Here is a 23505-nt window from a genome sequence, read left to right on the forward strand (position 1 = left end):
CCATCCCCACCGGGTTTGCTCAGGATCGGTGCGCCCGGTCATGCTGGTCGGGAGATGAAGACTTCTGCCCCCGCCACCACCCGCCCATCGACCGCCTCCGGCGCCCGTCTGCGACGACTCGCCGTGGTCGGTCTCGTCGCCCCCGTCGTCGCGCTCGCGGCGTGCAGCGGGGAGTCGCCCGTGACCGCCGACCCGACGGCCCGGGCCGGCACGACCCCGGCCGCGACGAGCACCTCGACGACGTCCACGACGACCGCAGCGCCCACCACGGCCGCGCCGACGACCGCCGCCCCGGTGAAGTACTCGACGCGCACCGTCAAGGCCGTCATCAAGGACCCCCAGCTCGGCCACACGATCACGGCCATGCGCGTCTCGCGCGGCCTGCCGTTCCCGAAGAACCAGCCCGTCGGGGCCGAGGCCTTCGAGATCGTCGGGGTCAAGGTCGAGTTCGCCGCCGGCTCGCGCTACTCGGCGTCGCTCGACCCGAAAATGCTGACGCTCATCGCGACGAACCCCAAGCAGAACGTCGCGCCCACGGCCGAGTTCGGCAAGGCGTACAAGGCCGACCCGCTGCTCACGACGAAACGCGACGAGCGCGACCGCGGGTGGGTCTTCTTCAAGGTCGACAAGGGAACGACGACCGCCCTGCGCCTGGCCTTCAACCGGCCGGCCTACGCCGTCAGCACGACGGACAAGAACATCCCGGCCAAGACCTTCTCCGTCGTCCTGACGAAGTAGTCACTGCACACGGTCTGACGCGAAAGGCTCCGGTTCCCAAGGGAACCGGAGCCTTTGCCGTGTGATCGAGCGCTCGCCGGAACTGATCTCAGAGCTGGTCGCCGACGATGACCGGCTCGTTGACGAGCGTCACGCCGAAGGTGTCGCGCACCCCGTCGCGCACCTGCCGGGCGAGGGCGAGGACGTCGGCGGTCGTGGCACCGCCCCGGTTGGTCACGGCCAGGGTGTGCTTCGTGGACAGCGCCGCCGGCGCCGGCAGGCCGAAGCCCTTGCCGAAGCCGGCGTGGTCGATGAGCCACGCGGCGCTCGTCTTGACCCGGCCGTCGGGCTCGGGGAAGCGCGGCGGCGTCGGCCCCTCCCAACCGAGCCGCTCCCCCACGCGCTCGACGAGGTCGTCGAACTCGTGGCGGCTGAGGATCGGGTTGGTGAAGAACGACCCGCACGACCACGTGTCCGGGTCGGCGTCGTCGAGCACCATGCCGCGGGACCGGCGCTGCGCGAGGACGGCCTCACGGGCGTCCTGGAGGGGCACGCGCGTGCCGAGCTCGACCCCGAGACCCTTCGCCAGGGCGGCATACGCCACCGGGCGGCTGAGGTCGGCGACCTCGAACTGGAACACCACGTCGAGCACGACGTAGCGCGAGTGCCCCTTGAAGCGCGAGTGGCGGTAGGTGAAGGCGCAGTCGGCGTTCATGAAGGTGCGCACGGCCTGCTCCTGCCGGTCCCACGTGCGCACCTGCGCGACCGTCTGCGACACGTCCTGACCGTAGGCGCCGACGTTCTGGATGGGCGTGGCCCCCGTGAGACCGGGTATGCCGCTCAGTCCCTCGACGCCCGCCCATCCCTGCGCGACGGCATGGGCCACGACGTCGTCCCACACCTCGCCGGCGGCCACCCGGACCACGGCGCCGCCGCAGTAGTCGGCGGACTCGGGCGTGATGCCCGACGTGGCGACGCGCACGACCGTGCCCTCGAAGCCGTCGTCGGAGACGAGGAGGTTGGAGCCGCCCGAGACGACGAGCAGCGGCTCGTCGGCGTCGTCGACCTCACGGACCGCGTCGACGAGCTCGTCGGTGGTCGTGGCCGTGACGACGCGCGCAGCCGGGCCACCGACCCGCATCGTCGTGAGGGTCGAGAGGGGGACGTCGTGTTGCTCCTGCACGCGGTGGACCGGCCGGCTCAGTCGAGGACCGCGACGGCGAGCGCCCGGCCGAGGACCTTCTCGCCGGCCGCGGTGGCGGTCAGCTCGACGGTGACCCGCTTCGTCTCGGGGTCGACGGACTTGACGACGCCCGAGACCTCGATGTCGGCGCCGGCGTCGTAGGGCACGACGACGGGGCGGGTGAAGCGCACGCCGTACTCGACCACGCGGCCGGCGTCGCCCACCCAGGCGGTGACGAGCGTGACCGCCGAGCCCATCGTGAACATGCCGTGGGCGATGACGTCGGGCAGCCCGACCGCCTTGGCGAAGGGCTCGTCCCAGTGGATGCGGTTGCGGTCGAGGGAGGCGCCGGCGTACTGGACCAGGCGCGCCCGGTCGACGTGGACGGTCGTCGCGGGCAGCGCGTCACCGACGGAGACCTCGGAGAAGGACCGCACGGCCGCCGGCGTCGTGCTCGGAGTGCTCGGAGTGCTCGGAGTGGTGCTCATCACTCGCCCCCTCGGATGACGATGGTCGACGTGGCCGTGCAGACGGCCTCACCCGCCTCGGTGGCGAGCTCGGTGCGGGTCGTCACCATGGCGTGGCCGCCGGCCTCGCGCACGGTGTCGACGTGGAGCGTGCCGACGACGGCGTCGCCGGCCGTCAGGGGGCGGTGGTGGACGAAGCGCTGCTCGCCGTGCACGACGCGGGAGAAGTCGATGCCGGCCTCGGGGTCGCGGATCAGCTGGCCGTCGCACTGCTGGGCGATGAGGACCGCAAACGTCGGAGGCGCGATGACGTCGGCGTAGCCGCGAGCCCGGGCGACCTCGGCGTCGACGTGCACCCGATCGGCCGAGCCGACGGCCTCGGCGAACTCACGGATCTTGGCGGCACTGACCCGATAGGTCTCGGTGGGCGGGTAGACCCGGCCCTGGAAGTCTGAGTTCACCGGCATACGGGCAGCCTATCGACCGCTGCCGACCGGCGCCCGCGCCACCCGGTGGGCGTCCGGGAACGACGACGCTCCCCCGGCCGATGGCCGAGGGAGCGTCGAGGAACGCGATGGTTCAGCGGGTCTCGCGGTGCTCCGTGTGCTTGCCGCACTTCGGGCAGAACTTGTTCATGGCGAGACGGTCGGGGTTGTTCCGACGGTTCTTCTTGGTGATGTAGTTGCGGTCCTTGCAGTCCACACACGCCATCGTGATCTTCGGACGGACGTCGCTGCTCTTGCTGGCCACGGCAACCTGCTCTTTCGGGAACGTACTTTGGGTGTTCGGTCGTCTTGCGACGGGTGTCGCGCGGCGCGTCACGCGTTCCGGGCGGCATCCCGGGGTGACACGCAGGCGCGACGTCCAAGGCTACGCGACACCCCGATGATTCGAGAAATCGAACCGGGTGCGCGCGGAAGTGGTAGCGGGAGCGGGGCTCGATCCCGCGACCTCACGATTATGAGTCGTGCGCTCTAACCAGCTGAGCTACCCCGCCATGGGCTGTCGTCCCCCGGCCCGCCGCAGAAGCGACGAGGCCGGGAACCGACCGACCAGAGCCCCAATAGGGAATCGAACCCTAGACCTTTTCCTTACCATGGAAACGCTCTGCCGACTGAGCTATTGGGGCGCGGCCGACACCGAGAAACGTTGCGAGAACGTCTTCAGGACGACCTGTTGTGCGACGGTGAGACTACACGGTCGGCGGCGCGGATACGAAATCGAGCAGATGACCGACGGCCGGCGTCCCAACTGGGAGGATCAGGGCATGAGCGGTCTCATCGACGGCCAGCACGACCCGGGTCCGGCCACCGAACCGCCGGACCCACCGGTCGGGTCCGGGGGCCCACCGCCCGGCACCGACGTCGGTGACGTGGACACCCGCCTGGTCGACGTGCAGGTGCGCTTCGACCGGCGCAGCGTATGGCGCGCGGGCTGGCTCGCGGTCGCCATCGTCGCGATCGCCGCGCTCGGCAAGTTCGTCATCGACGACGGCGGCTCGGTCATCTTCACCCTCATCATGGCCATGCTCGCCTCGATCGCGATGGAGCCGGCCGTCGCACGGCTCTCGCGCCGGATGCGGCGCGGCATGGCGACCATGATCGTCATGCTCGGCGTGCTCGTCTTCTGCATCGTCTTCATGCTCGCCTTCGGCAACCTGCTGGCCGACCAGCTGGCCACCTTCGTCGCCTCGATCCCGTCGCTCGTGGAGAGTGCGACGACGTGGGCCAACGAGACCTTCGGCGTCGAGCTCAGCCCGGACAAGCTGCTGGCCCAGTTCACGAGCGAGGTCGGCGGCCTGAGCACCCTGGCCGGCAGCGTGGCCGGCGGCCTCATCGGTGCCGTCGCCGCCGTGCTCGGCGCCTTCTTCTCGTCGATCACCTTCTTCTTCTTCACCTTCTACTTCTCCGCCGACAGCCTGCGCCTGCGTCGCTGGGTCGCCCAGCTCGCCCCGCCGCGCCAGCAGGCGGTCATCGGGGTGGCCTGGGACCTCGCGGTGATCAAGACCGGCGGCTACGTGTCGGCCCGGCTCGTGCTCGCCGGGATCTGCGGCGGACTGTCGAGCCTGTTCATGCTCATCATCGGCATGGACTACTGGTTGGCCCTCGGCATCTGGACCGGCCTCGTGGCCCAGTTCGTGCCGACCATCGGGACCTACATCGCGATCGCGCTGCCGGTCTTCGTCGGCCTCGTCGGACCGGAGCCGTGGCAGGGGCTGGCGCTGCTCGGCTTCGCCCTCGTCTACCAGCAGATCGAGAACGTGACGATCGAGCCGCGCATCTCGGCCGACGCCGTCGACGTGCATCCCGCGGTGTCCTTCGCAGCCGTGATGTTCGGCGCGGCGCTCTTCGGCGTCTCGGGGGCCTTCGTGGCGGTGCCCGTGGCCGCGCTGATGCTCGCCCTCTTCGACATCTACTCGCGCAAGTACGAGCTGCTCCCCCAGCTCGCCGCGCCGCAGCCCGGTGAGCGCCAGAAGGCCGACCACCAGCACGCGTCCTTCACGGCCCGCCTCCCGGTGCTGCCCGGAGCCCGGGCGAAGGCACCCGAGCCGCCGACGCCCGCGGCGGCGCCGGAGCCGACGGGTCTGCGCGCGACGCTGCGCCACTGGTTCTCCCGGCACGACACGTCCGGCCCGAAGACGTAGCCCGCACCCGATGCCCTGACGGCCGCGTCACTCCCCGTCGTGCGCGTCGTGGGCGTCCAGCGCCTGCTGGGCCGTCGCCTCCTCCTCCTCACGGCGACTGCGTATGCCGCCCGCCTCGTCGAGCTCACCCGTGACCTTCTCGAGCCGGGACCTCGCCGTCGCGAGCCGCCGCTCGAGGTCGGCGATGCCCTCCGTGACCTCCTCCTGGCGGGCCGTGAGGACCGCCACCTGTCGGTCGGCGGACCGCAGGTCGGCCCGTGCGGTCTCGAGTGCCGACTGGAGTCGGGCCCGCTCGGCGGCGCGCCGGCTGCGTCGTCGCTCCTCGAGGTCGACGGCGTCCCCTCCTCCCCCGCCGGGCAGGACCGAGAGCGACGGTCGGGCGCGGTCGGGCGCGGACGACCCGAGCTCCTCGGGGTCCGTGATGGCGACGACGTCGGCCACGTCGACCGAGCCGAATCCTGAGTAGCTGAGCGCCTTGACGAGCGCGCCCGTGAGGACCGAGGCCTCGGCGTCCTCGTCGGCGATGAGCGCGGTCAGCGTCTCGCGCACCTCCTGGGCCGCACCGGCGCCGAGCTTCTGGCCGTCCTCGGCCGCGACCTCGGCGATGCGGTCGGCCATGGCGTCGACGCGGGTGGCGCGCTCCCGGCCGAGCAGCCGCAGCTGGTCGGCGTCGAGGGTGCGCTGGGCCTCACGGAGCAGCTCGGCGAACGACCGGAGCTCCTCGAGCTCGTCCGCGTGCTCGCGCACGAAGTGGTTCACCGCCCACGCGGCGAGGGTCGGCTTGCGCAAGGCACCCACCGAGGCGGCGAGGTCCTTCTCGCCCGCTGACCTCGCCTGGGCCACCAGCTCGGAACGGAGCGGGGTGAAGCGAGCGGGCGGGGCGGCATACAGCTGCTCGACGGCGGCGCGCAGGTGCAGGATCACCTCTGCATCCTCCCGCAAACCCGCTGGTGCGGCCCGCGCGGGACGGGCAGGCTGGGGCCGTGATCTGGATCTGTGCGACGTGCGCCGTCGAGACCGATGACCTGCCCGAGCCTCCGGACGCGTGCGCCGTCTGCGAGGACGAGCGGCAGTGGGTGCCCGAGCAGGGGCAGCGCTGGACGACGGTGGACCGGCTGCGGGAGGCCGGGACGCGCATCCGCGTCGAGGCGGTCGAGGACGACCTCTGGGGGCTGCGCGCCGAGCCCGAGGTCGGCATCGGGCAGCAGACGATGGTCGTGCGCGTGCCCGAGGGGGTGCTCCTCTTCGACTGCGTCGGCTACATCGACGACGCCGCGGTCGAGCTCGTGCGATCGCTCGGGCCCGCGCTCGCGGTGGCCTCGAGCCATCCGCACATGTACGGCGTGCAGACGGAGTGGGCCCGGGCGCTGGGCGACGTCCCGGTGCTCGTGGCCGCGCCCGACGCCGAGTGGGTGCGCCGGCGAGACCCGCTCGTCGAGCTCTACGACGAGCAGCGGCAGGTCGCACCGGGTCTGACGCTGCACCGCGTGGGCGGGCACTTCCGCGGTCAGGCCGTCGTCGAGTGGACGGCGGGCGCCGAAGGACGCGGGGTGCTGCTGGCAGGCGATGCCGTCTTCCCCAACCCAGACCGTCGGTCGATGAGCTTCATGCGCAGCTATCCGAACCGGATCCCCTTGTCGGGCAACGTCGTCCAGCGCGTTGCCGGTCAGCTGGAGGCCCTGCACTTCGACCGCCTCTACAACAACTTCGGCACCGCCGTGCCGTCAGGGGCCAAGGCCATGCTGCGACGGTCCGCCGACCGCCACGCGGCGTGGACGCGGGGGGACTTCGACCACCTGACGTGAGGACGCGGCGCCAGGTCGTGCCCGCGACGCGTCCAGTGGGTAGGTGCACCTCGACGGCGTCGTCCGGCGCCGCGCCACACCCCGTGGAGGAGAAGCCATGAGCGACAACCCGCTGGACCCCGTGAGCGACGACCCGACGACCGAAGGCCCCGCTGACGGCGGAGCCGACACGAGCAGCCACGACGGTGGTGCCGACGGTGGCGCCGACACCGAGGGCCCCGCTGACGGCGGAGCCGACACGAGCAGCCACGACGGTGGCGCCGACGGTGGCGCCGACACCGAGGGCCCCGCTGACGGCGGAGCCGACACGAGCAGCCACGACGGTGGCGCCGACGGTGGGGCCGGAGCGGACCCGACCAGCTCGATCTGATGACCGCTGGCACGACGAGCCGGGTGCCCACGCACGAACGTGGGCGCTCGGCGCTCGCGCGCCTCGTCCCCTTCGCCGCCGACGAGTTCGCCACGGACCACTGGTCGCACACGCCGGTCGTCACCAGGGCAGCCGACCTGCCGGGCGGACTGCTCGACCTCTTCGGCGAGGGCTCCGTCGACGAGCTCGTCTCCCGACGCGGGCTGCGCGCCCCTTTCCTGCGGGTCGCCCAGAACGGCCGCACCCTCGGTGACCGGGAGTTCACCCAGAGCGGAGGCGTCGGTGCATCCGTCGCCGACCAGGTGAGCGACGACAAGCTGCTCGGGCTCTTCGCCGACGGTGCCACCATCGTCCTGCAGGGGCTGCACCGTACGTGGGGGCCCCTCATCGACTTCACCCAGCAGCTCGCGGAGGAGCTGGGGCACCCGGTCCAGGCCAACGCGTACGTCACGCCCAGCCAGAACACCGGCTTCAGCGACCACTACGACGTGCACGACGTCTTCGTGCTCCAGATGGCCGGGGAGAAACGCTGGCGCGTCCGGCCCCCGGTGCACGACTCACCGCTGCGCGACGAGCCGTGGACCGACCACCGTGCCGAGGTCGAGGAGGCGGGACGTCGAGCACCTGACCACGAGTTCACGCTCCGTGCCGGTGACGTCCTCTACCTGCCGCGCGGCTGGGTGCACTCTGCCACCGCGCTCGGCGGGGTCAGCACGCACCTCACTCTGGGCGTCCACGTCTGGACGCGACGTCACGTGGCCGACGAGCTCGTGTCGATAGCGCTGGCCGAGGCCAGCCGCGACGAGAGCGTGCGCGCCTCCCTCGACGTCGCGCCGACGGGCTTCGACCACGAGGCCATCGCCCCCGACGTCGAGCTCGTGCGGGCAGCGCTCGTACGCGCCCTGGGCGAGATCGACGTGGCCACGGTCGTCGACGCGCTCGAGGCGCGCGCTCGCGGGTCGCAGCGTCCAGCACCGATCAGCCCACTCGCCCAGGTGGCAGCCGCTGAGGCCCTTCGTCCCGAGACGACGCTCCGGCTCCGGCCGCACGTGGCCGCGCGGCTCGTGCCCTCGGGCGACGGCCCGGCCCGGCTGCGCAGCCGCCTCGCCGACTTCCCGGTCGAGTCGCACGACGTCGGCACCTTCGTGGCGCTCGTGGCAGGCGGCGTGCTGCGTGCCGACATGGTCGGGCTCGAGCTGGCTCGTCGGCTGATGCTCTCCGGCCTGCTCGTCGTCGCCGACGACTGAGGCACGACGTGGCCCCCTCGACGGTCGAGGAGCGGCAGATGGTGGCCTCTCGACGGTTGAACCCTCGAGAGGCCACGTCGTGTCGGATGCCGATGGTCGAGGGGTCAGTCGGTGCCGGGACTCAGGCGGTGCCGGCCGCAGTCAGGATCGCCCGGGCACCGACGAGGCTCGGGCCGTACCAGGTGAGCAGGCGTCCGCTGACGAGAGCCGTGCGGGCCTGCGTGAAGGCCTCCGGACCGTCGGCCGCCGTGAAGACGTAGGGCTCGTCGGGCAGCAGGACGGTCATGCCCTCACGGTCGAGGTCGGCCACCTCGACGTGCGGATAGCGGTCTGCGTCGTCGGCGAGGACGTTGCGCCAGCCGAGCCGCGACACGAGGTCACCGGTGAAGGTGTCACGCCCGACCGCCATCCACGGGTCGCGCCAGATCGCCACGGCCACGTCGACGACGGGCTCGGGCACGGGCCCACCCCACTCGCCCCGCGCGGCGACGAGCCAGCCGGGTGTGCCGACCTCGAGCACCTCGACGAAGAGTCGATCGAGGGAGTCCAGCGCCCCCGGCACCGTCTCGATGTCGGTGACCCAGACCGGTAGGCCGTCAGCCCGCAGCCGGCGGACGTCGAGCTCGCGGTTCTCCTCCTTGTTGGCCACGACGAGATCCGGCTCGAGAGCCGAGATGGCCCTGAGGTCGGGGTTCTTGGTGCCCCGAACCCGTTGCACCGCAAGACCTTCCGGATGCGTGCACCAGTCGGTCGCGCCGACGAGCCGCTCCGGGCACGTCGTCGCCAGCGCCTCGGTGATCGACGGGACCAACGACACGACCCGGCGTGGCGGTGTCGGGAACGACACGGCATACGCCAGGTCGTCGGCGAGTGTCACCGGCACGGTTCGTGGCCTTTCGACGGTTGCAGCGGTTCAGACGTTGCGGCGGTACTGGCCACCGACCTCGAAGAAGGCCTCGGTCACCTGCTGGAGCGAGCACACCCGCGCCGCCCGCATGAGGACGTCGAAGACGTTGCCGCCCTCGATGGCGACGGCCTTGAGCTCCTCGAGCGCCGCCGCCGCCTCGACCTCGTGCTCTGCGCGGAACGCCCGGACGCGCGAGAGCTGGCTCTGCTTCTCCTCCTCGGTGCCACGGGCGAGCACGACCGTGCGGGGCACGTCACCCTCGTGCGGGTTGCGGAAGGTGTTGACGCCGACGATCGGCAGGCTGCCGTCGTGCTTGCGGTGCTCGTAGAGCATCGACTCGTCCTGGATGCGGCCACGCTGGTAGCCGGTCTCCATGGCCCCGAGCACGCCGCCGCGCTCGGTGATGCGGTCGAACTCCTTGAGGACGGCCGCCTCGACGAGGTCGGTCAGCTCGTCGATGACGAACGAGCCCTGGAGCGGGTTCTCGTTCATCGCGAGCCCCCACTCGCGGTTGATGATGAGCTGGATGGCGAGGGCGCGACGCACCGACTCCTCCGACGGGGTCGTCACGGCCTCGTCGAACGCGTTGGTGTGCAAGGAGTTCGCGTTGTCGTAGATCGCGATGAGCGCCTGCAGCGTCGTGCGGATGTCGTTGAAGTCCATCTCCTGCGCGTGGAGCGAGCGACCCGACGTCTGGACGTGATACTTCAGCTTCTGCGACCGCTCCCCCGCGTTGTACTTCTCCTTCATCGCCACGGCCCAGATGCGGCGGGCCACGCGGCCGAGCACGGAGTACTCCGGGTCCATGCCGTTGCTGAAGAAGAAGCTGAGGTTGGGCGCGAAGTCGTCGACCGCCATGCCGCGCGCGAGGTAGCTCTCGACGTAGGTGAAGCCGTTGGCGAGGGTGAAGGCGAGCTGGCTGATGGGGTTCGCCCCGGCCTCGGCGATGTGGTAGCCGGAGATCGACACGGAGTAGAAGTTGCGGACCTTCCGCTCGATGAACCACTCCTGGATGTCGGCCATCATCTTGAGGCTGAACTCGGTGCTGAAGATGCAGGTGTTCTGGCCCTGGTCCTCCTTGAGGATGTCGGCCTGCACCGTGCCGCGGACGTTGGCGAGGGCGTATGCCGTGAGCTCCTCGCGCTCGACGTCGCCGGGCTCCCTGCCCTCCCGCGCCCGGAAGGCATCGACCTGCTGGTCGATGGCGGTGTTGAGGAAGAAGGCGAGGATCGTCGGCGCCGGACCGTTGATCGTCATGGAGACGCTCGTCGTCGGGGACACGAGGTCGAAGCCGTCGTAGAGGGCCTTCATGTCGTCGAGCGTGGCGACGGAGACGCCCGAGGTGCCGACCTTGCCGTAGACGTCGGGGCGGGGGTCGGGGTCGCGGCCGTAGAGCGTCACGGAGTCGAAGGCCGTGGACAGGCGGGTGGCCGGCTGCCCCTCGGAGACGAGCTTGAAGCGGCGGTTGGTGCGGAACGGGTCGCCCTCCCCCGCGAACATGCGCGCCGGGTCCTCCCCCTCGCGCTTGAACGGGAAGACCCCGGCGGTGAAGGGGTAGTAGCCGGGGAGGTTCTCGCGGCGCAGGAAGCTGACGAGCTCGCCGTGGTCGCGATAGCGAGGCAGTGAGACGCGGGGGATCTTGTTGCCCGACAACGACTCCCGGGTCAGGGTGTTGCGGATCTCCTTGCCCCGGATCGTCACGACCTGCTCGTCGCCGGAGTAGGACTCGACGACGGAGGGCCAGTCGGCGAGCGCGCTCGCCACGTCGGTCGGCACGTCGGTGCGGGCGTGGTCGAGCAGGGCCTCGACGGCGTCGACCGCGCTCTCGGCGCTGTCGACGTCGTCGGCCGCGGCTGCGGCCGCGAGCTCCCCGCGCACCGACTCGAGCCGCTGCACCCGACTGGCCGCGGCGGCATACCGCTCGGTGGCCTCGTGGTAGCCGCGGACGGTGTCACTGATCTCGGCGAGGTAGCGCACCCGGGACGCGGGCACGATGGTCGCGATGCGGGTGGACTGCCTCGTGGCGACGCGCGGCAGCACGCCCTCGTCGACGGGCATCCCCTTCTCCGAGAGCAGCTCGCGCAGCTGCTGGTAGAGCGCGGTGACGCCGTCGTCGTTGAAGGTGGCCGCCGAGGTGCCGTAGACGGGCATGTCGGCCGGGCTCTTGCCGAAGGCCTCGCGGTTGCGCACCATCTGGCGGCCGACGTCGCGCAGGGCGTCCTCGGCGCCGCGGCGCTCGAACTTGTTGATGGCCACGACGTCGGCGCGGTCGAGCATGTCGATCTTCTCGAGCTGGCTGCTGGCGCCGAACTCCGGCGTCATGACGTAGAGGGAGACGTCGGCGTAGTCGATGACGGCGGCGTCGCCCTGGCCGATGCCCGGCGTCTCGAGGATGACGAGGTCGAAGCCGGCGGCGCGCACGACGTCGAGGACGTCATCGAGGTGGGTCGGCACCTGCGAGCCGCCGCGCGTGGCGAGGCTCCGGAAGAAGACGCGGTCGCCGTCGAGCGAGCTCATCCGGATGCGGTCGCCGAGGAGCGCTCCGCCGCCACGGCTGCGGGTCGGGTCGACGGCGAGCACGGCGACCCGCAGCTTGTCCTGCTGGTCGAGGCGCAGCCGGCGGATCAGCTCGTCGGTGAGGCTCGACTTGCCGGAGCCGCCGGTGCCGGTGATGCCGAGGACCGGCACGCGACGCCGGCCCGCGGCCTCGCGGACGCCCGACAGCATGGCGTCGTCGATGTCACCCTCCTGCGCGCCGGTGATGGCGCGTGCCACGGCGGCCCGCTCGCCGGCGAGCACGGCCTCGAGCGCCGGCGCACCGAGCTCCCACGGGTCGAAGTCGCAGTCGGCGACGACGGTGTTGATCATGCCGGCGAGGCCCAGGCGCTGGCCGTCCTCGGGGCTGAAGATCGTGACGCCGGACTCGCGCAGCCGCGCGATCTCCTCGGGGACGATGACGCCGCCGCCGCCGCCGACGACGCGGATGTGGCCGGCGCCGTTCTCCTCGAGCAGCTTCACGAGGTACTCGAAGTACTCGACGTGCCCACCCTGGTAGGAGCTGACGGCGACGCCCTGGACGTCCTCCTCGATCGCCGCGTCGACGACCTCCTGGACCGAGCGGTTGTGCCCGAGGTGGATGACCTCGGCCCCCTGCGTCTGCATGATGCGCCGCATGATGTTGATCGACGCGTCGTGCCCGTCGAAGAGGCTGCTCGCCGTGACGAGGCGGACGTGGTGGGACGGCTGGTGGTGATCGCGCTTCGCTGCGTCGGACATGGAAAAATAGTAGGACTTCCTACTAATGGACGTCAACGCGTCGGCGTCCTACGATGGCGCCATGAGTGCGCAGACCAACGCCGCGGGCGGCATGAGCGCCGGAGCGGGTGGCGGCACGAGCGCCGGCGTCGCCGCCGGGTCCGGCCTCGGCTTCGACCCGATCGCCCGGGCGCGGGAGCAGTGGGTCGAGCAGGGCTGGGGCCCGGCCGCCGACGGGATGGCCGCCATCACCTCGCTCATGCGGGCGCACCAGATCGTGCTCGCCCGCGTCGAGGCGACGCTCCGGCCGCTCGGGGTGACCTTCGCGCGCTACGAGGTGCTCATGCTCCTGTGGTTCAGCCGGCGCGGCTCGCTCCCGATGAAGGTCATCGGCAGCCGCCTGCAGGTGCACCCCACGAGCGTGACCAACGCGGTCGACCGCCTCGAGGACGCCGGGCTCGTGACGCGCTCGACGCATCCCGAGGACCGGCGCGCGATGCTCGTCGCCCTCACCCCGACCGGCCGTGAGCTCGCGGAGCGGGCCACCAAGGCCCTCAACGCCGAGGTCTTCGAGCAGCCCGACCTCGGGGCCACCGACGTCCGCTCGCTCGTCGACGTCCTGACGCGGCTGCGACGCGACGCGGGCGACTTCTGACCCCAGTTCGTTACGCGGACCGGCAGCGGCCGGGGCGCGACCTCGGCAGACTGGGGGCATGCCCGACACGCCGCTGCCCCCGGACCACCTCGACCGGCTCGCGCAGCAGCGGCGGTCGTTGCGCGAGCTCGCGCGCGCCGCGCAGCGGCCCGGCGGCGGGTTCGGATGGCTCGGCGACGACGGGAGGCTCGACCCGGCATACGGTGTCGAGCTGTGGATCACGGCACGGATGACCCACGTCGCCGCCCTGGCGGTGCTCGAGGGCGACACGTCGTTCGAGGCGGTCGTCGACCACGGCGTCGCGACCTTCGCCCCCGGCGGCCTGCTCCACGATCCCGAGCACGGTGGCTGGTTCGCGTCGGTCCACGTCGACGGCACGCCCGACGTGTCCGACAAGCGGGCCTACGAGCACGCGTTCGTCGTGCTCGCCGCGACCTCCGCGTCAGCCGCCCGGCGTCCCGGGGCGGACGACCTGCTCGACCGCGCGCTGCAGACCTACGAGCAGCGCTTCTGGCGGGAGTCCGACGGTCTCGCCCTCGACGTGTGGGACCGCACGTGGACCGACCTCGAGGACTACCGCGGCGTCAACGCCAACATGCACTCGCTCGAGGCCCTGCTCGCGGCGTGGGACGTCACGCGCGACCCGCGTTGGCTCGGTCACGCGCTCCGGATCACCGAGCGCGTCGTGCACGGCTTCGCCCGCTCATGGAACTACCGCCTCCCCGAGCACTTCGACTCGTCCTGGGAGCCGCGCCCCGACTACAACCGCGAGCGCCCGACCGACAAGTTCCGCCCGTTCGGCGTGACGCCCGGCCACCTGCTCGAGTGGTCGAGGCTGTCGCTGCACCTGCGCCACGCCCTCGGGGCCGAGGCGCCGGCATGGCTGCTCGACGAGGCGCGCTCGCTCTTCGACGTCGCGGTGCACGAGGGCTGGGACGTCGACGGGCACGAGGGCTTCGTCTACACGACCGACTTCGAGGGTCGGCCCGTCGTGCGGGACCGGCTGCACTGGGTCGTCACGGAGGCCATCGGCGCCGCCCGCACGCTCCACCTCGCGACCGGCGACCCGACGTATGCCGCCTGGTACGACCGGTGGTGGGAGCACGCCCACGCGTGGTTCGTCGACCCCGAGCAGGGGTCGTGGCGCCACGAGCTCTCACCCGAGCTCGCGCCGTCGAGCGTCGTCTGGCAGGGACGCCCGGACGTCTACCACGCCTACCAGGCGTGCCTCGTCGGCGCGCTCGGCGAGATCACGTCGTTCGCCGGGGCCCTCCGGGACGGGCACCTCCGGTCGGCTCGGACCGCCTAGTCCTGCTGGCGGTCGACGAGGGCCCAGATCTCGCTCTCCGGGTAGCGGCGATGTCCGCCCAGCGTCCGCAGCGCGTGGAGCCGGCCGCTCCGTGCCCACCGGCTGACGGTCTTGGGATCGACGCGGAAGATCGTCGCGACCTCCGCCGGGGTCAACAGCCTCTCGACCGCTGTGTCATTTCCGTCCATGTCAGTCCGCCTCGCGCGATCGCAGCGTCAGTGGAGGTCACGGACTCGGGGCTGGCTGCTCAACCCCGAGTCCGAAGGATCCCGGATCCCGGCTCGCCCTGGGGGCGGTCGTCGCCGGGCTCCCGACACCTGTCACGGTACGGACAGTTCATTCGACAATCAAGCGACCAGACCAACGAGCGAGATGGCCTCAGTAGATTGGGCGCATGAGCCACCGCGCCCAGGCCCGCGACGACGCGACGGTCGCCCTGAGAGAGCTGATCCTCGCCGGCGAGCGCTACCGCATCGCGGTGGCCGCGCGTCTCGACCTCACGGTCAACGAGAGCCGGACCATCAGCTACCTCCTGGCCCGTGGCCCCATGGGCCAGACCGAGCTCTCGACCGCCCTCGGCCTGACGACGAGCTCGACGACGACGCTCCTCGACCGCCTCGAGCAGCGCGAGATGGTGCGACGCGTCCCCGACCCGAACGATCGGCGGCGCAGCTCGGTGGAGATCCCCGAGTCGGGCGTGCTCCGGCTCCGCGAGGTCAGGGACTGGCTGCCCCAGGCCTTCGACGCGTTCGCCGGGGACGACCTGCACGACGTGGCCGCCACGCTGGGGACCCTCGCCGCCTCGCTGCGCGAGGTCACCACCCGGATCGACGCCTCGCACACGTCGAGCCCCGGGCGCCGCAAGCGCCACTGAGCGCGGCGTCGTCCGGACCGGTCGTGACTCAGCCGATGACGCGGTCGAGGAAGGCGTTGCCGAAGACGCGCTCCGGGTCGACCCTCGCCCGCAGCGACCGGAAGTCGGCCATCCGCGGGTAGAGCGGCTCGAGCTCGTCGACGCCCGCGACGAAGCACTTGCCCCAGTGCGGCCGTGCCCCGAGCGGCAGGAGGGCTGCCTCGACCGCCGGCAGGACGGCATACACGCGCTCGACGTCGCGGACCCACGTGAAGTGCACGGCCACGACGTCGTGCCCGTGCGAGCCGCTGAGCCAGAGGCCGTCGGCGGCGACGGTGCGCAGCTCCGAGACCTGGAGCACCGGCGCCATGAGGTCACGGAGGCCGCGGAGGCGCTCGATCGCGGTGAGGGCGTGCTCTCGGGGCACGAGGTACTCGCTCTGGAGCTCCTCGCCGCGGCTCGGGGTGAAGCCCATCCGGAAGTGCGGCAGCCGGTCGAGCCACGGCCCCGGCACGCCGCCCTGGGCCGTCACCGACTCCGGGTCGGCACCGTCGAGCATGTGCATCGTCGTGGTCGCCGGCACCGCGCCCAACGGCTCGCTCGGCGCCTGCTCGCCGCGGCTCTTGAGCCAGACCTGGTCGATGCCCGCCTCGCCCCACCGGGTGAAGAGGCTGACGCTGTAGGCGCTGCTCGTGACCGCGTCGAACGCGGAGGGGAGCGCGTCCCACGACAGGCCGGTGAAGACGTCCTGTCGCACGTCGTAGGTGGGCTCGACGTCGAGGGTGACGGAGGTGACGATCCCGAGCGCACCGAGAGCGACGACGCTGCCCTCGAAGTCGGCGTCGCCACGGCTGACGGTGCGCCGCTCACCGTCGGAACGGATGAGGTCAAGGGAGGCGACGGCCGTTGCGAGAGAGCCGTTCCCGGTGCCCGAGCCGTGCGTGCCGGTGGCGACGGCACCCGCGACGGAGATGTGCGGGAGCGACGCGAGGTTGCCGAGGGCCCATCCCGCCGCGTGCAGCCGGGTCGCCACCTGGCCGTATGCCGCGTGCCCCGTCACGCGGGCCGTGCGGGTCGTCGGGTCGACGACCACGGCGGTCGGCAGGTCGACGAGCGAGACGAGCACGCCGTGGTCAGCGTCCGCGATGTCGGTCAGGTCGGTGAAGCTGTGCCGCGACCCGAGGGCGCGCACGCGCGGGGCCGCCGCGACGAGCTCCTGCAGGTGCTCGACCGAGCGCACCCGCTCGATCGGGGACCGGTAGGTGTGACTGCCGGCCCAGTTCGTCTCCGCCATGGCCCCCAGTCTGCCCGCGGCGGCCGAGGCGAGGTCAGCGGTGTCAGGCCTGGTGACGCCGGCGGTGGCTGCGGTCCTCGTGGAGCTCGGGGTGGACGTCCTCGGGCAGCTCCTCGGGCTCGGCACCCTCGCCCGGACGGGCCACGCCCCAGCCGTCGGCGGTGATGGTGTCGACGGGCGGGTTGCCGACGAGGTGGGAGCGCTCGGCTCCCTCCGGGTGGTCGCGACGCGCCTGCTCGGTGTCGTCGCGATGCTTGTTGAGCGACTCGCTGGAGTCGCGCCCGGCTCGACGGGGCCCGACGATGACGAGGCCGATCACGAGGATCACGACGACGGCCAGCATGACGATGAGTCCTACACGATCACCCATGGGCACCTCCAGGGTCCGATGCGTCACTCCCGACGGTACTCCCGTCGGCTCCGCGTGAGGCCCGTTGTGCGCGAACGGATGCCGCGCGGGTCGCGCAGCCCGCAGCGGCCCGGAGCTGCTCGGATCGCCCGGGTCAGTGTGCGTCGCGGGCGGCCCGGGCCGCGGCGACCTTCGCCGCGCGCTCGCGCGCGAGCCGGGCCGTGGGGTCGTTGCCCTCGCCCAGCTGCGCCGGGCCGAAGACGGTCAGGGCGACCAGGCGCAGGCGGTAGCCGATGCGGTACCCGACCGAGAGTCCGTCACGGGGCGTTGATCTCGACACGATGCTGCCTCCAGTTAGTTAGTGCACTAACTGTTAGTGTACACAGATCCCGCCACCCCGACGACGAGGCCTCGATGACCCGCAGCACCACCGCCCGCACCACGCCGCGACCGACCACTCGCTCCGGGGAGACCGCCGGCTCCACCGTCTCCCCCGTCTCCCCCGTCTCCCCCGACGACCTGCTCAAGCTCGACCAGCAGGTCTGCTTCGCCCTCGCCGTGGCGGCCCGCAACGTCATCGGGCTCTACCGCCCGGTGCTCGAGCCCCTCGGGCTCACCCACCCGCAGTACCTCGTCATGCTCGCCCTCTGGGAGCGGTCACCCCTCACCGTCCGCGAGATCGGCCGGCTCCTCAGCCTCGAACCGGCCACGCTCTCGCCCCTGCTGAAGCGGCTCGAGGCCGCAGGTCTCGTGACGCGCGACCGGCACCCCGACGACGAGCGTGCCCTCGCCATCACCCTGACGCCGCGCGGCCGGCGGCTGCGCGAGCAGGCGCTCGACGTGCCGCCGCAGATCGTCGAGCGGCTCGGGGTGCGGGTCGAGGACCTCCAGGCGCTGCACGCCTCGCTGACCCGGGTCATCGCCGCCACGACGGCGAACGACTGAGCGCGACCCGACGGGGCGCAACGGCCCGGGTATGCCGCGGGGCCCGGACATCGGTCCGGGCCCAGCGGGTCGTCGGCTCGTCGCGAGCCGGGAGGTCGGACGTGGGGCAGGCGGGTCAGGCCGCGGGTCGGTGGTCGACGAGGGCGCTGAGCGCGTCCTGCAGTCGCCCGAAGACCTGGGGGTCGCCGAGCACGTCGGTGTCGATGGTCGTCTGCGACACGATGACGTCGTCGAGCACGACGGCACCGGCGATGCCTGCCGACCGACGGGCGTCGTCGTGGGCCCACTTGCCGCCGTAGGGGGTCGGGGTCGCGCCGACGACGGCGAAGGGCTTGCCGGTGATGGCGCCCTGACCGTAGGGGCGGGACAGCCAGTCGATGGCGTTGTTGAGCACGGCGGGCATGGTGCCGTTGTACTCCGGCGTCACGGCGAGCACGCGGTCGGCGCCCGCGACGCTCTCGCGCAGCTGGGCAGCCGTGGCAGGCACGTCGTCGCCGTCGATGTCCTCGTTGTAGAACGGCAGGGCGCCGAGGCCGTCGATGATGTCGATCTCGACACCCTCGGGCGCCTGGTCGCGCAGCGACTCGGCGATGCGACGGTTGACGGACTCGGTGCGCAGGCTTCCGACGAGGACGGCGACGCGCGTGCGGGGGGTGGCAGCAGTGGTCATGCGAGACCAAACGGACCGCGGTCCGCTTCTATTCCCGAGGGCGGCAGGTCATCGCGGTCACCCTGCACGGTCCATCGTCCGACCTAGGATCACGACCGTGTCCACCGAGCCACCGCTCTTCGACCTGCACCGCCGCCCCGAGCGGCGTGACGCGGCGCGCAACCGCGAGCTCCTCCTCGACGCCGCGCACCGGCTCGTCGACCGCGACGGGGTCGACGCCGTGACGATGGATGCCGTCGCCGCCGAGGCCGGCGTCGGCAAGGGCACGGTGTTCCGTCGCTTCGGCAGCCGCGCCGGCCTCATGTCGGCCCTCCTCGACCACGGCGAGGCACGGTGGCAGGGCCGGGTCATCTCCGGTCCACCACCCCTCGGGCCCGGCGCGCCCGCGCTCGACCGGCTCCTCGCCTTCGGCGAGTCCCGGCTCGAGCGCACCCTCGTCAGCGGTGACCTCATGGTCGCCGCGGCGGGTCGCCACGGCCGGTCGCTGCCCGCGGTCGCCTTCCTCGTGGCCCACGTGCGCCACCTGCTCGCCGAGCTCGACGTGACCGGGGACCTGCCGGTCATGGCCCTGTCCCTCCTCGCCCCGCTCGACGTGACCTTCGTCCTGCCCCAGCTCGAGGCCGGCGTCACCCGCGAGCGCATCCTCGCCACCTGGACCGACCTCGTGCGTCGCGTCGTCGAGGCCGGCTGAGCCTCACCTCCCGGTCGGTCGCTGCGAGGCTGCGGCCGCGCCGAGGTCGGCCGGCTGCAGGCGGTGCCGCGGCTCCGGGTCGACGACGACCCGCTCGGTCACCGACAGGTCGGGGCCGACCCGGACGAGGACGCCGGGGTCGAGCATCCGCCACGCGGGGTCGTCGTCGAGGCGTTCGCTCGCGACGACGACGCACGGTGCGTCGGCCAGCTCGTCGCTGACGACGCGCGTGCCGGCGTCACTGCGGTGGTCCAGGACCTCGACGGGCTTCCGACGGTCGAGCAGCCACAGGGCGTGCGTGTCGGGGTAGCGGCACGCCCACAGCTCGGTGGGCGTCGTCAGGACGACGTTGACGGCATACACGGGCAGGTGCCGGGCCACCCAGCCGAGGGCACGCTCCATCCCCAGGGCCACGTCCCCACCGGCAGCGGCGGTCTCGGCGGTCACGAGTGCGAAGAGGCGCTCGGAGTCGGTGTCGCCGCGCACCGTCGCCATCGTCGCGCCGAGGTGCTCCTCGAGACGGGGCAGCCCCTGGACCACACCGTTGTGTGCGAAGAGCCGGCCGTCGAGCTCGAAGGGGTGGGTGTTCTCGGGGCGCGGCCCGGTGCCGGACGAGTGGCGGACGTGCGCCACGAAGGTCGCACTGCGCCGTTCCTTCGCCTCGCTCGCGAAGTCCGCGTCGTCCCAGGCCGCCAGCGCCTGCTTCTCCACGACCGGGCGGCCGGCCTCGTCGAAGGTGCCGAGGCCCGTGCCGTCGGGGTTGCGGTGCGACTGGCGACTCAGGCTGTCCGGGGCGTCGAGGAGCCAGAACGTCGCGGACACCCGCGCGCGACCGGCACTCATCCCGAAGAGGCGACACACGGCTACCTGCTCTCCACGGCCTCCTTGGCCTTGGCGATGGCGAAGCCCCAGCCCTGGGCGAGCTTGGGCTTGGGCGGCATCGCGACCTCGTCGGGGTTGGTCACGACGTCGAGCAGCACCGGGCCGTCGGTGGCGAGGGCCCACGTCACGGCGTCGTCGAGCTCGTCGGCCTCGGTGACCCGGCGGCTCGTCAGACCCATGGCCGCCGCGACCGCAGCGAGGTCGGGGTTGTCGAGCTCGGTCCCGAACTCCGGCAGCCCACCCTGCTCCTGCTCGAGCTTGACCATGCCGAGCCGCCCGTTGTCGAAGACCACGACGACGACGGGCAGCCGATAGGTCACCGCGGTGCGCAGGTCGCCGAGCAGCATCATCAGTCCACCGTCGCCGGCGAAGGCCACGACCGGACGAGTGCGGTCGAGCGCCTGCGCTCCGAGCGCCATCGGCATCGCGTTGGCCATCGAGCCGAGGTTGTAGGAGCCGACGAGCCGACGCGTGCCACGCATCGTCACGAACCGGGCGAGCCACGCGGTGGACATGCCGGTGTCGCTCGTGAAGATCGTCGTGTCGGGCGCCAGCCGGTCGACGGCGGCCGCCACCGCCTCCGGCCGGATGCGCTCGTCGGGGTTGTCGAGGACGGCTCTGGCCCGCCCGAGGAGCGTGCGGTCGTGGTCCGGGTCGAGCAACGAGCGCTGACGTTCATGCCACGTCTCGTATGCCGTGCGCGCGCTCTCGAGGTGCCCGCGGTCCTCGCGTCGGCGGAGGCGCGGCAGGAGCTGGTCCAGCGTCGACGCGGCGTCGCCGACGAGGGCGTGCTGCACGGGGGTGCGCCGGCCGACGTGCTCCCCGCGCGCGTCGAGCTGGATCACCGTCTTGCCGGTCGGGTACCAGTCGCGGTAGGGGAAGTCGGTGCCGACGAGGACGAGCACGTCGCAGTCGTCCATGGCCTTGGCGGCGGCGGGGTTGCCGATGAGGCCGGACTGGCCGACCTCGAAGGGGTTGTCGTGCTCGAGTCCCTCCTTCGCCTTGAGCGTGAGCACCATCGGGGCGGCGAGCACGTCGGCCAGCTCGAGCACCTGCGAGCGGGCCCCGCGCGCACCGCACCCGACGAGGAGCGTCACGGGGACGTCACCGGCGAGGGCGGCGGCGGCGGCCTCGACCTGCGCGACCGGTGCTGGCGCCGGCACCGCGGTCGGTGCGAACGTCGCGGGACGCACGCCCTTGTCGAGTGCGAGGTCGCCGACGTCGCCCGGCAGCGTCAGCACGGCGACGCCGCGCATCGACTGTGCCGCGTTGACGGCCTGCTCGAGCAGGTAGGGCAGCTGTCCCGCCGAGGTCAGGGTCTGGGACCACACCGAGACGTCGGCGAAGAGGGCGTTGTTGTCGACCTCCTGGAAGAAGTCGGTCCCGATCTCGGGGCTCGGCACCTGGCCGCAGATGGCGAGGACCGGCGCGTGCGACTTCTTCGCGTCGTAGAGCCCGTTGAGCAGGTGGATCGACCCCGGTCCCACCGTGCCCATGCACACCCCGAGCGTGCCGGTCAGCTGCGCCTGGGCGCTGACGGCGAAGGCCGCCACCTCCTCGTGGCGCACCCCGACCCACTCGATGCGGTCCTCCGTGCGGATGGCGTCGGTCAGCGGGTTGAGGGCGTCGCCGACGACGCCCCAGACCTGCGTCACCCCGGCGTCCGCCAACGAGGTGATGATGTGCTCGGCGACGGTGGTCATGACGGGCTCCCGCCGAAGTGGTCGGCGCTGGCTGCGGCCCAGTCGTGGGCCCAGTCCCGCGGGGGCTCGGCCAGCAGCTGCCCCGGCGCGAGCCAGTCGTAGAGCTCGGCGTAGGACTGGTTGCGGGTCGCCGACACGTTGAGCCGCAGGTGGTGCGGCGTCAGGCGCGAGGGGTCCGTGACACCCATGGCCGCCATGATCCGCATCGCCTCGTCGACCGTGGCCTGCTGGTAGCGCTGGACGCGCTCGCTCTTGTCGCCGACGTCGAGCGCTCGCGCGCGGCGCGGGTTCTGGGTGGCGACGCCGCTCGGGCACTTGTCGGTGTGGCAGCGCTGGGCCTGGATGCAGCCGGCGGCCATCATCATGGCGCGGGCCGAGTTGGTGTAGTCCGCCCCCTGGATGACGCGCTTGACGATGTCGTTGCCGGCCGCGACCTTGCCGCTCGCGCCGATGCGCACACGGTCACGCAGGCCGACGCCGACGAGCGCGTTGTGCACGGTCATGAGGCCGTGGGTGAGCGGCATCCCGACGTGGTCCTCGAACTCGAGCGGCGCAGCACCCGTGCCACCCTCGGAGCCGTCGACGACGATGAAGTCTGGCGTCGTGCCGACCTCGAGCATCGCCTTGCAGATGGCGAGGACGTCGACCCGGGAGCCGACGCAGAGCTTGAAACCGGCGGGCTTGCCGCCGGCCAGCTCACGCATGCGCCCGATGAACTCGATGAGCTCCGCCGGCGTGCGGAAGACGCGGTGGCTCGACGGGCTGACGCACTTCTCCCCCTGCGGCACCTGGCGGATGTCGGCGATCTCCTTCGTCACCTTGGCCCCCGGCAGCACCCCGCCGATGCCGGGCTTGGCGCCCTGGCTCAGCTTGAGGGAGACACACTTGACCGAGTCGCCGGATGCCTTGTCGGAGAAGGTTGCCGGGTCGAAGTCACCGTCCTTGGTGCGCGCACCGAAGTAGCCGGTGCCGATCTCCCAGACGATGTCGCCCCCGTGCTCGAGGTGGTAGGGCGACAGGCCGCCCTCGCCCGTGTCGTGGGCGAAGCCGCCGAGGGCAGCACCCTGGTTGAGCGCGCGGATCGCATTGGCGGACAGGGCCCCGAAGCTCATCGCAGAGACGTTGAGCAGCGCCATGGAGTAGGGCCTCGAGCAGTCGGGGCCGCCGACCACGACGCGGGCCGGCTCGTCGGGTGGGTCGACCGGCGCAGCGGAGTGCACGAGGTACTCGTAGCCGACCTCGTTGACGTCGAGCTCGGTGCCGAACGGGCGCTCGCCATGGATGCCCTTGGCCCGCTCGTAGACGACCGACCTGGTGTCGCGGTCGAACGGGCGGCCGTCCCAGTCCCGCTCGATGAAGTACTGCTGTAGCTCGGGGCGGATGTCCTCCAGGAGGTAGCGCAGGTGCCCGACGACGGGATAGCGCCGCAGGATCGTGTGCTTGCGCTGGAGGAGGTCCCAGGCCGCGAGCCCGACCGCACCCGCCCCGGCTCCGCCGACCACCCACCTGCTTCGACCCACGACTGCCTCCTCGCCCGACGTGCCGCCTGCGCGACCCGT

The 23505-nt window shown here is 72.1% G+C and carries 25 protein-coding genes and 2 tRNA genes; 10 read left to right on the plus strand and 17 right to left on the minus strand.

What is annotated here, in order from left to right:
- The first annotated feature begins 54 nt into the window (after nucleotides 1-54).
- Nucleotides 55-738, plus strand: coding sequence for a hypothetical protein (locus ASE25_RS01130; RefSeq protein ID WP_157623285.1), 684 nt, complete (start codon nucleotides 55-57; stop codon nucleotides 736-738).
- Nucleotides 739-826: 88 nt separating this feature from the next.
- Here ASE25_RS01130 and ASE25_RS01135 read toward each other — a convergent pair whose 3' ends face one another.
- The 6 genes from ASE25_RS01135 to ASE25_RS01160 form a co-directional block, all read right to left on the minus strand.
- Nucleotides 827-1900, minus strand: a complete 1074-nt coding sequence (locus ASE25_RS01135) for a UDP-N-acetylmuramate dehydrogenase (protein ID WP_056822140.1) — start codon at nucleotides 1898-1900, stop codon at nucleotides 827-829.
- A gap of 17 nt (nucleotides 1901-1917) precedes the next feature.
- A complete protein-coding gene (locus tag ASE25_RS01140) occupies nucleotides 1918-2388 on the minus strand; it encodes a MaoC/PaaZ C-terminal domain-containing protein (RefSeq protein ID WP_056822143.1) in 471 nt (156 codons plus the stop codon).
- Nucleotides 2388-2834, minus strand: a complete 447-nt coding sequence (locus tag ASE25_RS01145) for a MaoC family dehydratase N-terminal domain-containing protein (protein WP_056771198.1) — start codon at nucleotides 2832-2834, stop codon at nucleotides 2388-2390. Before ASE25_RS01145 ends, ASE25_RS01140 begins: the two co-directional genes overlap by 1 nt.
- A gap of 112 nt (nucleotides 2835-2946) precedes the next feature.
- Nucleotides 2947-3117: a 50S ribosomal protein L33 gene (gene rpmG / locus ASE25_RS01150; protein ID WP_020143294.1), complete on the minus strand. Its 171-nt coding sequence runs from the start codon at nucleotides 3115-3117 to the stop codon at nucleotides 2947-2949.
- Nucleotides 3118-3287: 170 nt separating this feature from the next.
- A tRNA-Met gene (locus ASE25_RS01155) sits at nucleotides 3288-3364 on the minus strand.
- A gap of 59 nt (nucleotides 3365-3423) precedes the next feature.
- A tRNA-Thr gene (locus tag ASE25_RS01160) sits at nucleotides 3424-3496 on the minus strand.
- 138 nt (nucleotides 3497-3634) lie between these two features.
- On the opposite strand from ASE25_RS01160, the gene ASE25_RS01165 reads away from it, so the two are divergent.
- Nucleotides 3635-5011, plus strand: a complete 1377-nt coding sequence (locus ASE25_RS01165; RefSeq protein WP_235508486.1) for an AI-2E family transporter — start codon at nucleotides 3635-3637, stop codon at nucleotides 5009-5011.
- A gap of 27 nt (nucleotides 5012-5038) precedes the next feature.
- Here the strand turns inward: ASE25_RS01165 and ASE25_RS01170 are convergent, their stop codons facing one another.
- On the minus strand, nucleotides 5039-5935 hold the full coding sequence (locus ASE25_RS01170) for a hypothetical protein (protein WP_056822149.1): 897 nt from the start codon (nucleotides 5933-5935) through the stop codon (nucleotides 5039-5041).
- 59 nt (nucleotides 5936-5994) lie between these two features.
- Here ASE25_RS01170 and ASE25_RS01175 point away from each other — a divergent pair, with 59 nt between their 5' ends.
- The 3 genes from ASE25_RS01175 to ASE25_RS01185 all read left to right on the plus strand — a co-directional run bounded on the left by ASE25_RS01175 (nucleotide 5995) and on the right by ASE25_RS01185 (nucleotide 8433).
- On the plus strand, nucleotides 5995-6816 hold the full coding sequence (locus tag ASE25_RS01175) for a hypothetical protein (RefSeq protein ID WP_056822151.1): 822 nt from the start codon (nucleotides 5995-5997) through the stop codon (nucleotides 6814-6816).
- 97 nt (nucleotides 6817-6913) lie between these two features.
- Nucleotides 6914-7186 carry a hypothetical protein gene (locus ASE25_RS01180; protein WP_020143298.1) on the plus strand — a complete coding sequence of 91 codons (273 nt, stop codon included), beginning with the start codon at nucleotides 6914-6916 and terminating at the stop codon, nucleotides 7184-7186.
- Entirely contained in the window at nucleotides 7186-8433 is a 1248-nt protein-coding gene (locus tag ASE25_RS01185) for a cupin domain-containing protein (RefSeq protein ID WP_056822152.1), read from the plus strand. The genes ASE25_RS01180 and ASE25_RS01185 overlap by 1 nt, the downstream gene beginning before the upstream one ends.
- Before the next feature lie 121 nt (nucleotides 8434-8554).
- On the opposite strand, the gene ASE25_RS01190 is transcribed toward ASE25_RS01185, so the two are convergent.
- Nucleotides 8555-9316 carry a helical backbone metal receptor gene (locus ASE25_RS01190; protein ID WP_056822155.1) on the minus strand — a complete coding sequence of 254 codons (762 nt, stop codon included), beginning with the start codon at nucleotides 9314-9316 and terminating at the stop codon, nucleotides 8555-8557.
- Between the two features lie 30 nt (nucleotides 9317-9346).
- Nucleotides 9347-12616 carry a fused isobutyryl-CoA mutase/GTPase IcmF gene (gene icmF, locus ASE25_RS01195; protein ID WP_056822157.1) on the minus strand — a complete coding sequence of 1090 codons (3270 nt, stop codon included), beginning with the start codon at nucleotides 12614-12616 and terminating at the stop codon, nucleotides 9347-9349.
- Nucleotides 12617-12707: 91 nt separating this feature from the next.
- Here icmF and ASE25_RS01200 point away from each other — a divergent pair, with 91 nt between their 5' ends.
- On the plus strand, nucleotides 12708-13250 hold the full coding sequence (locus ASE25_RS01200; RefSeq protein ID WP_056772636.1) for a MarR family winged helix-turn-helix transcriptional regulator: 543 nt from the start codon (nucleotides 12708-12710) through the stop codon (nucleotides 13248-13250).
- A gap of 58 nt (nucleotides 13251-13308) precedes the next feature.
- Nucleotides 13309-14559 carry an AGE family epimerase/isomerase gene (locus ASE25_RS01205; protein WP_056822160.1) on the plus strand — a complete coding sequence of 417 codons (1251 nt, stop codon included), beginning with the start codon at nucleotides 13309-13311 and terminating at the stop codon, nucleotides 14557-14559.
- On the opposite strand, the gene ASE25_RS01210 is transcribed toward ASE25_RS01205, so the two are convergent.
- Complete coding sequence (locus ASE25_RS01210) at nucleotides 14556-14747, minus strand: BldC family transcriptional regulator (protein WP_056771227.1); 192 nt, start codon at nucleotides 14745-14747, stop codon at nucleotides 14556-14558. The genes ASE25_RS01205 and ASE25_RS01210 overlap by 4 nt on opposite strands.
- Nucleotides 14748-14953: 206 nt before the next feature.
- Here ASE25_RS01210 and ASE25_RS01215 point away from each other — a divergent pair, with 206 nt between their 5' ends.
- Complete coding sequence (locus tag ASE25_RS01215; protein WP_056771230.1) at nucleotides 14954-15433, plus strand: MarR family winged helix-turn-helix transcriptional regulator; 480 nt, start codon at nucleotides 14954-14956, stop codon at nucleotides 15431-15433.
- Nucleotides 15434-15461: 28 nt separating this feature from the next.
- Here the strand turns inward: ASE25_RS01215 and ASE25_RS01220 are convergent, their stop codons facing one another.
- The 3 genes from ASE25_RS01220 to ASE25_RS01230 form a co-directional block, all read right to left on the minus strand.
- Nucleotides 15462-16706 carry a D-arabinono-1,4-lactone oxidase gene (locus ASE25_RS01220; protein ID WP_056822165.1) on the minus strand — a complete coding sequence of 415 codons (1245 nt, stop codon included), beginning with the start codon at nucleotides 16704-16706 and terminating at the stop codon, nucleotides 15462-15464.
- Between the two features lie 43 nt (nucleotides 16707-16749).
- Nucleotides 16750-17076, minus strand: coding sequence for a hypothetical protein (locus ASE25_RS01225; protein ID WP_056771237.1), 327 nt, complete (start codon nucleotides 17074-17076; stop codon nucleotides 16750-16752).
- 133 nt (nucleotides 17077-17209) lie between these two features.
- Entirely contained in the window at nucleotides 17210-17395 is a 186-nt protein-coding gene (locus ASE25_RS01230; protein WP_056771240.1) for a hypothetical protein, read from the minus strand.
- 74 nt (nucleotides 17396-17469) lie between these two features.
- Here ASE25_RS01230 and ASE25_RS01235 point away from each other — a divergent pair, with 74 nt between their 5' ends.
- A complete protein-coding gene (locus ASE25_RS01235; RefSeq protein WP_082622630.1) occupies nucleotides 17470-18000 on the plus strand; it encodes a MarR family winged helix-turn-helix transcriptional regulator in 531 nt (176 codons plus the stop codon).
- A gap of 115 nt (nucleotides 18001-18115) precedes the next feature.
- On the opposite strand, the gene ASE25_RS01240 is transcribed toward ASE25_RS01235, so the two are convergent.
- Nucleotides 18116-18670: an NADPH-dependent FMN reductase gene (locus tag ASE25_RS01240; protein WP_056771243.1), complete on the minus strand. Its 555-nt coding sequence runs from the start codon at nucleotides 18668-18670 to the stop codon at nucleotides 18116-18118.
- 97 nt (nucleotides 18671-18767) lie between these two features.
- Between ASE25_RS01240 and ASE25_RS01245 the strand changes: the two genes are divergently transcribed.
- A complete protein-coding gene (locus ASE25_RS01245) occupies nucleotides 18768-19361 on the plus strand; it encodes a TetR/AcrR family transcriptional regulator (protein ID WP_056822168.1) in 594 nt (197 codons plus the stop codon).
- Nucleotides 19362-19364: 3 nt separating this feature from the next.
- On the opposite strand, the gene ASE25_RS01250 is transcribed toward ASE25_RS01245, so the two are convergent.
- From ASE25_RS01250 to ASE25_RS01260, 3 genes are read right to left on the minus strand one after another with little or no spacing between them, the layout of a single operon-like run.
- Entirely contained in the window at nucleotides 19365-20222 is an 858-nt protein-coding gene (locus tag ASE25_RS01250) for a class II glutamine amidotransferase (RefSeq protein ID WP_056822171.1), read from the minus strand.
- 2 nt (nucleotides 20223-20224) lie between these two features.
- Nucleotides 20225-21946, minus strand: coding sequence for a thiamine pyrophosphate-dependent enzyme (locus ASE25_RS01255; RefSeq protein ID WP_056822174.1), 1722 nt, complete (start codon nucleotides 21944-21946; stop codon nucleotides 20225-20227).
- Nucleotides 21943-23466 carry an FMN-binding glutamate synthase family protein gene (locus ASE25_RS01260; protein WP_235508489.1) on the minus strand — a complete coding sequence of 508 codons (1524 nt, stop codon included), beginning with the start codon at nucleotides 23464-23466 and terminating at the stop codon, nucleotides 21943-21945. The genes ASE25_RS01255 and ASE25_RS01260 overlap by 4 nt, the downstream gene beginning before the upstream one ends.
- Between the last annotated feature and the right edge of the window lie 39 nt (nucleotides 23467-23505).

The organism is Terrabacter sp. Root85, from assembly GCF_001429185.1.
Lineage (GTDB): Bacteria > Actinomycetota > Actinomycetes > Actinomycetales > Dermatophilaceae > Terrabacter.